The sequence below is a fragment of the Microcystis sp. M53602_WE12 genome (genome assembly GCF_030065455.1).
GTDB lineage: Bacteria > Cyanobacteriota > Cyanobacteriia > Cyanobacteriales > Microcystaceae > Microcystis > Microcystis aeruginosa.
In genome coordinates, this window is the sequence record NZ_JASJFB010000347.1 from 1 (window position 1) to 7,789 (window position 7,789).

Sequence of the window (7,789 nt, forward strand, 5' to 3'; positions counted from 1 at the left end):
GAAAAAAGTCCAAAAGTCTTATCCAACAAGGTTTTTAGATTTATTCAGCAAGCCCTATCTAGCTGTGAATATCCCTTGATTACATTAATCGCTCGGTAAAGAGGAATTTTTGGAAAATGGACGATATGCTTAAAGTTCCAACTGACAATCATGGTACATCCAGCAACACTTGCTAAAGCAACATGAAGCGCATCTAACATTGATTTCTGAGTCACCACACCATAATCAATATAAGCTTGCCTCAGTTGTAAAGCAGATTCAGTAATTTCAACTAACTCTGTATAGGTTATAACCTCTGCAAAAAAATTGTCGAACCTTCTCAGGAGCAGGTTCAATTTCTCTTAAAACAACTGAAGAAGTTATCAGTTTTAGTTTACCTCCTCTAACTAGCTCAAAAAAAGTTAGGCTTTCCTCTCGGAATTCATCATCAAAAACACCACCAAATACTGATGTATCTGCATAAACTCTAATCATTATAATTTCTCTATCTCGCTTTTTTATTCTATCATGATAGTTGATGGGTTTGACCTAACCCCCCTAACTCCTCTTCCCTGGGAGGGAAGGGGGGAATAACGAACCAGGTTTGTTGTTGCGCTCTCTTCGCTAAATCTTTCTCCTCTCTCCTTGTAGGAGAGGGTCTAGGGGAGAGGTCAATAATTAAGAAACCAAGGTGATCGCACTATTTGGCAACGATCAAGTATAATTAAGATAACAATGTTACTTAGAAAACAAAGTGAAGTTTGAATCTTCAATTAGGATAACTCATGCAACTCGAAGACTATTTTAATTTTCTTGCCCCTAACGATATCCGACTAAAAGAAACCCGCATCGGTATTGAAACCATTTTATACGATTTTATTTACCAAGCGAGAACTCCCGAAGAAATTGCCAATACTTATCCGTCTTTAACCCTAGAACAGGTATATGCGACGATTCTTTATTATCTTCATGAAAAAGAAAAAGTGAGTCAATACATCACCGACTGGCTAGAATGGGGAAGAAAAATGCGAGAAGAACAGCAAAAAAATCCTCCGCCTTCGGTTGAACGACTGAGAAAATTGAAAGCTGAAATAACAGCCAAACAGCAAGCTAATGACACTGAAATATTTAATTGATGAAAATGTTAATTCGGTGTATCCTCAACAATTGCGTCGCCGAGAACCAGAAATCATTGTTCGAGTAGTTGGTGAACCAGATACACCAAAATTAGGTACATTAGATGCAGAAATTTTGATTTGGTGTGAGGTAATGGGTTTTATTTTAGTGACAGATAATCGTGCCTCTATGCCCGTTCATTTAATAGCTCACTTCAGGCAAAATCGTCATGTTCCTGGAATTTTTATTCTCAATCAAGATTTAAGTGTTGGTGATAATTTGTTAGAATTAATTGTAATTGCTAAAGGCTCTTTTGACAATGAATATGAAAACCAAATTATTCATTTACCGTTAACCTGATCAAATTGAAATAATCTTATTAAAATAACTAAGAATCCCAATTCACGATCGCTACGAACCCGGTTTGATGAGGAGATTTTCGTTGCTGTGGCTGATATTTTGAGGATTGGGATTGAGGAGGTGCGGGGTTTGCTGGAGGGTTAGGATGGGTTTTGGGCGTAGGGATTGTTTGGGCGCAGGGTGCGTGTTTGCGGCTATCAATTCAGTTAACGTAAGTCTTAATTAAGGTGGTAAATATGGTTCAAATTTTACAAGCAAAAGAAGTCACTCTCAGAGATTTAATTAATCATTTTCAACTAGAGTTTATAGAAGATGAGCATTTTTTTGGGGAATGGCAGCAAGACCTAGAAGCAATCTCTGAACAAGAAAAAGAATTGTTAGATAAAATCAAAACAGGTTATTTTAACTTATTAAATTATCCTCCCTTTTTGGAAACTTCGGTGAGGATGACGGTTTTAGACCCATTATTATTTATTGGTAACTTTTATCTATTTCCCTTTCAGATTAAAGCAGAAGAGTCCGTTGAAATTATTACAGAAGATCAAGATTTAATAATTAAAGGAAGGTTAGATACTTTAATTCTAAAAGAGCAATTATGGGTAATGATTATTGAATCAAAACGGGTTATTTATTCTGTTGAAGTAGGTTTACCGCAATTATTAGCTTATTTAATGGTCAATCCTCATCCAAACCGTCCTAATTATGGAATGTTGACCAATGGTTCCGAGTTTTTATTTGTTAAATTATTATGGGACGGTAAACCTTTATACGGAACCTCTCGTTTATTTGCCATGAGAAATCCGGGGGATTTATATGAAGTTCTCAAAATCCTGAAACATCTCTGTCAACTAATTTGAGTATGGAGATAAGTAGCTGGTTACAATTAAATTAAAAATGGATTTTAGGTTCGATCCCCCCCGCCCCCCTTGATAAGGGGGGTGCCGATCCCCCCTTAATCCCCCCTTGATAAGGGGGGTATCTGATGATTTTTAACGCCTACCTACTTAATCAGTACCTACAGAATCATTACTCTCCTATTTCCCTCTGTTGTATAATTTGCTCTGCAAGGAACAAATCAGTAGGCATAAATAAAAATTATCAGGATTTTTTCGGCTTTTCTTGACTATTTCAGCCTTATTTGTCCTAACAAGCTCAAGAATACGAGAGTTTTTCTCTAGAATTGCCCGGCCTGAGAGGGGAATGGTAAAGTTAGATAAGAAAATTAAAGATGGTGTGATTAAAGTGAAATTTGCTGCTAGTACCTATTTTTCCCTGCTGCGTCATTGTGCCGTTCCTTTGCTGTCGATCGCCACTTTTACGCCAATTCTCCTAACTTATTTAGCCAAGGAAAAACCAGAAACCCCGCAACCGCAGGCAAATCTAGAGACTGCTGCCTCCCCTGCTCCTATTATCCCATCTCCGATCGCACCCTTAACCGCACCATCGCCGAAACTATCCCCCTCTCCCCAATCTTCCCCCTTGGCACCGAAAAAATTAGCGCCATCGGTTCAAACTTCCCCTAATACTTCCCCTAATACTGCCCCCGCTGCCGCAGCCAAACCGGTAACTAGACAACCTTTAGCGGTTCCCGCTAATTATACGCCGCCGGTCCTAGAAATTCGCGTGGCGATTAAAAGGGATGTGGCCAGTGTTTTGATTGGAGTTAACGGGCCGGCGGTGATCACCGATCGCCAAGGTCGCGGTTTAAAAACGATTGCCACTAACGAGGGTTTACCGGTCATTGCCAGTGCCAATGGCTTAAAAATGGGCGATTTATCGCTGCCAGAGGTGATTTTTGTGCAGCCCACCAGTGCCGATGGTTTAGTTTATGTGGATGATGGTTGGTATCGGGGTAAAGTGCTGCTTGTTGCCCAAGGCGATCGCTTGTTAGTGGTCAATCAGGTTAATTTAGAGGCCTATCTCTATAGTGTGGTGGGTAGTGAAATGCACTCCACTGCGCCAATGCACGCTTTAAAGGCACAGGCGATCGCCGCTCGTTCCTACGCCCTAGTACATATAATCCGCCCCGCTAATGCTTGGTTTCATCTGGGCAATAGCCAACGCTGGCAGGTATATAAAGGCATTCGCTCGGAGTATCAATCGACTCACCAAGCGGTTAATGCCACTGCTGGGCAGATTCTCAGCTATAAAGGGGGTGTAGTCGAGTCTCTTTATGCTGCCACCGATGAAATTGTCGCTTGGGCCCACGGTGGTCGCGGCATGAGTCAAACTGGGGCTTATAAATTAGCGGAAAAAGGCCTAGATTATCAACAAATTCTCGGTAATTATTATCCCGGAGTTGGTTTAGCCCGTCTAGTTCTACAAAATTAGATTGATTGGCTTTCTCGATCGCTGGTGCTAGGCTGTTGACTATAGCAGGGAGAAATAGTTGAGCATTTGTACTAAAATTCCCAACAGCTTGCCGACCTGTTTCTTCTAGTTGATAACTGATCACTGATAACTGATCACTGATCACTGAAATGCCGACCATAGCAGATTTCTAGTAACCGTATTACAATAAACTTTCAAAATGCTATAGCAGTAAATCTCTCTATGAATAGCCCCTTTCTCGACTACCTCAACGGCCCCAAGCATCCCGTCCTCGTCTTTGATGGGGCGATGGGAACTTCCCTACAAAGCCAAAATCTGACGGCCGAGGACTTTGGTGGGGCAGAATACGAAGGTTGTAACGAGTATCTTGTCCATACTAAACCTAGCGCCGTAGCCAAAGTCCACGAAGCCTTTTTAGCCGTGGGTGCGGATGTGATTGAAACCGACACCTTCGGGGGAACCTCGATAGTTTTAGCCGAGTACGATTTAGCCGATCAAGCCTATTATCTCAACAAAACCGCCGCCGAACTGGCCAAGGCTTGCGCTAATAAATACTCTACCCCCGAAAAACCCCGTTTTGTGGCGGGTTCCATGGGGCCGGGGACAAAACTGCCCACTTTGGGTCATATTGACTTTGATACGCTCAAAAATGCCTATGTGGAACAGGTAGAGGGTCTGTACGATGGCGGGGCAGATTTATTATTAGTAGAAACCTGTCAGGATGTCCTGCAAATTAAAGCGGTTTTAAATGCTATTGAAGAAGTATTTCAGCAAAAAGGTCAACGATTGCCCCTAATGGTTTCAGTGACGATGGAAACCATGGGAACGATGTTAGTAGGAACGGAAATTAACGCCGTTGTCTCTATTTTACAACCCTATAAAATCGATATTTTGGGACTTAACTGCGCCACCGGTCCCGATTTGATGAAACCCCATATTAAATATCTCTCGGAAAATTCCCCTTTTATTGTTTCTTGTATTCCTAATGCTGGTTTACCGGAAAATGTCGGCGGTCAAGCGCACTATCGCCTCACTCCCGTAGAATTAAAAATGGCTTTAATGCACTTTATCGAAGATTTGGGAGTACAAATTATCGGCGGTTGTTGTGGTACTCGTCCCGACCATATCCAAGCTTTAGCGGAACTAAGTCAGGGTTTAACTCCGAAATCTCGTCATTATCATTATGAACCCTCCGCCGCTTCTATTTATAGTACCCAACCCTATATTCAAGATAATTCTTTCCTTATTGTCGGGGAAAAATTAAACGCCAGTGGTTCTAAAAAATGTCGGGAACTTCTCAATGCTGAAGACTGGGATAGTTTAGTATCGATGGCGAAAGCTCAGGTAAAAGAAGGAGCGCATATTCTCGATGTCAACGTCGATTATGTGGGCCGGGATGGGGTGCGCGATATGCACCAATTAGCCTCTCGTTTAGTTAATAATGTCACCCTACCTTTAATGTTAGATTCCACCGAATGGGAAAAAATGGAAGCGGGGTTAAAAGTAGCGGGGGGTAAATGTATCCTCAACTCTACTAACTACGAAGACGGGGAACCGCGTTTTTATCAAGTCTTGGATTTAGCGAAAAAATACGGCGCGGGGGTAGTAATTGGAACCATTGATGAAGAAGGAATGGGACGCACTGCCGAGAAAAAATTCCAGATAGCTAAACGGGCCTATTATGCGGCGATAGAATACGGAATTCCTCCCTACGAAATCTTTTTTGATCCTCTAGCTTTACCGATTTCTACCGGTATCGAAGAAGACCGAGAAAATGGCAAGGCTACCATCGAAGCAATGGGCCGAATTCGCCAAGAATTGCCAGAATGTCACATTCTTTTAGGTGTGTCTAATATCTCCTTTGGCTTGAATCCGGCAGCGCGTCAGGTATTAAATTCCGTCTTCCTCAACGAAGCGATGCAGGTGGGGATGGATGGGGCAATCGTCAGCGCTAATAAAATTCTTCCTCTGGCAAAAATTGAACCAGAATATCAGCAAATTTGTCGGGATTTAATCTATGATAATCGTCGTTTTGATGGCGATATATGTGTTTATGATCCCCTGACCAAATTAACCGAATTATTTGCGGGTAAAACCACTAAAAAAGACCCCTCTAGTAATGCTAATTTACCCGTGGAGGAACGATTAAAACAGCATATTATTGATGGGGAAAGATTGGGACTGGAAGACGCTTTAAAGCAAGCTTTACAGGACTATCCACCCCTAGATATTATTAATATTTTCCTCTTGGATGGGATGAAGGTAGTGGGTGAGTTATTTGGTTCAGGACAAATGCAGTTACCTTTTGTTCTCCAATCTGCCCAAACTATGAAAGCAGCTGTTGCTTTTTTAGAACCCTTTATGGAGAAAAAAGAGGGGGATAATAATGCCAAAGGGACTTTTATTATCGCAACAGTTAAAGGGGATGTTCACGATATTGGTAAAAATTTAGTTGATATTATCTTGACAAATAACGGCTATAAGGTGATTAATTTGGGCATTAAACAACCCGTAGAAAATATCATCGAAGCCTACCAAGAACATAAAGCCGATTGTATCGCTATGAGCGGTTTATTGGTGAAATCAACGGCTTTTATGAAGGAAAATCTAGAGGTTTTTAACGAAAAAGGAATCACCGTTCCTGTTATCCTTGGCGGGGCAGCTTTAACCCCCAAATTTGTCCATGATGACTGTCAAAAAACCTATAAGGGACAGGTTATCTATGGTAAAGATGCCTTTTCTGACCTGCATTTTATGGATAAATTAATGCCCGCTAAAGCTGGGGGTCAATGGGATGATAGTAAAGGCTTTTTAGCGGAGTGTGCCGAGGCAGAAAAAAGCCCGGTTGTTGCCGAAGAATTAAAGGTTAATCCCGATACTATTTTTACCGATGGCAGCGTCAACCAAGAATTAGTTATTGATACCCGTCGGTCCGAAGCGGTGGCAGTTGATATTCCCCGACCAACACCGCCCTTCTGGGGTACTAAAATATTAACAGCAGCAGAAATTCCCATCGAGGAGGTTTTCTGGTATTTAGATCTACAAGCTTTATTTGTCGGTCAATGGCAATTCCGCAAACCAAAAAGCCAATCGAAGCAAGAATACGACCAGTTTTTACAGGAAAAAGTTCATCCAATTCTAGCAGCATGGAAAGAGAAAATTGTCAAGGAAAATTTACTAAACCCCACATTAATTTATGGTTATTTTCCCTGTCAGTCGTCCGGTAATTCCCTCTTAATTTACGATCCCGAATCGATACAAGCGGGCGAAAAACCCGAAAATCTGCAACCGATCGCCATTTTTGAGTTTCCGCGCCAGAAATCCGGTCGTCGTCTCTGTATTGCTGACTTTTTCGCCCCGCAGGAATCCGGTATCATCGACGTTTTCCCGATGCAAGCGGTGACAGTGGGGGAAATCGCCACGGAATACGCTAAATCTCTCTTTGATGCCAACGAATATACCGAATACCTCTATTATCACGGCATGGCTGTGCAAACCGCCGAAGCCATGGCCGAATGGACCCACACCCGCATCCGTCGCGAGTTAGGTTTCGCAGAGTTCGATCCCGATAATATCCGCGATATACTGCAACAGCGTTACCAGGGTTCTCGCTATAGTTTCGGCTATCCCGCTTGTCCCAATATTCAGGACCAATACAAGCAACTAGATCTGTTAGGATGCGATCGCATTGGGATGTCTATGGACGAAAGCGAACAATTGTACCCAGAACAATCCACCACCGCCATTATCACCTATCACCCCACCGCTAAATACTTTAGTACCTAGGGTTTGCTGAAAAAGTTTGTTGGTGGGGTTAGGAGTCGGTCGTCAGGAGTCGGTCGTCAGGAGTCGGGAGTCAGGAGTCAGGATTCAGGAGTCAGGATTCAGGATTCAGGAGACAGGATTCAGGAGACAGGAGACAGGAGACAGGAGACAGGAGATTATTTTTATTTATACTTCCCACACCCCACACCCCACACCCCACACCCCACACCCCACACCC

General features: G+C 42.5%; 7 protein-coding genes. 6 read left to right on the top strand and 1 reads right to left on the bottom strand.

Annotated elements, in window-relative coordinates:
• Nucleotides 1–267: 267 nt before the first annotated feature.
• Nucleotides 268–474: a PIN domain-containing protein gene (locus tag PX482_RS12280; protein WP_288094954.1), complete on the bottom strand. Its 207-nt coding sequence runs from the start codon at nt 472–474 to the stop codon at nt 268–270.
• A 290-nt stretch (nt 475–764) separates the two neighbouring features.
• On the opposite strand from PX482_RS12280, the gene PX482_RS12285 reads away from it, so the two are divergent.
• The 6 genes from PX482_RS12285 to PX482_RS12310 all read left to right on the top strand — a co-directional run.
• The gene (locus tag PX482_RS12285; RefSeq protein ID WP_002798844.1) at nt 765–1,115 is read left to right on the top strand and encodes a DUF433 domain-containing protein; all 351 of its coding nucleotides are present in this window, start codon (nt 765–767) and stop codon (nt 1,113–1,115) included.
• Nucleotides 1,093–1,455, top strand: a complete 363-nt coding sequence (locus tag PX482_RS12290) for a DUF5615 family PIN-like protein (protein WP_288027164.1) — start codon at nt 1,093–1,095, stop codon at nt 1,453–1,455. Before PX482_RS12285 ends, PX482_RS12290 begins: the two co-directional genes overlap by 23 nt.
• Nucleotides 1,456–1,691: 236 nt before the next feature.
• Entirely contained in the window at nt 1,692–2,312 is a 621-nt protein-coding gene (locus PX482_RS12295) for a type I restriction endonuclease (RefSeq protein WP_287693992.1), read from the top strand.
• A 343-nt stretch (nt 2,313–2,655) separates the two neighbouring features.
• Nucleotides 2,656–3,786 carry a SpoIID/LytB domain-containing protein gene (locus PX482_RS12300; protein WP_288122485.1) on the top strand — a complete coding sequence of 377 codons (1,131 nt, stop codon included), beginning with the start codon at nt 2,656–2,658 and terminating at the stop codon, nt 3,784–3,786.
• 222 nt (nt 3,787–4,008) lie between these two features.
• The gene (metH, locus tag PX482_RS12305; RefSeq protein ID WP_288122486.1) at nt 4,009–7,572 is read left to right on the top strand and encodes a methionine synthase; all 3,564 of its coding nucleotides are present in this window, start codon (nt 4,009–4,011) and stop codon (nt 7,570–7,572) included.
• A gap of 3 nt (nt 7,573–7,575) precedes the next feature.
• Nucleotides 7,576–7,789 (top strand): hypothetical protein (locus PX482_RS12310; protein ID WP_288122488.1); only part of this gene is annotated, 214 nt, incomplete at its 3' end.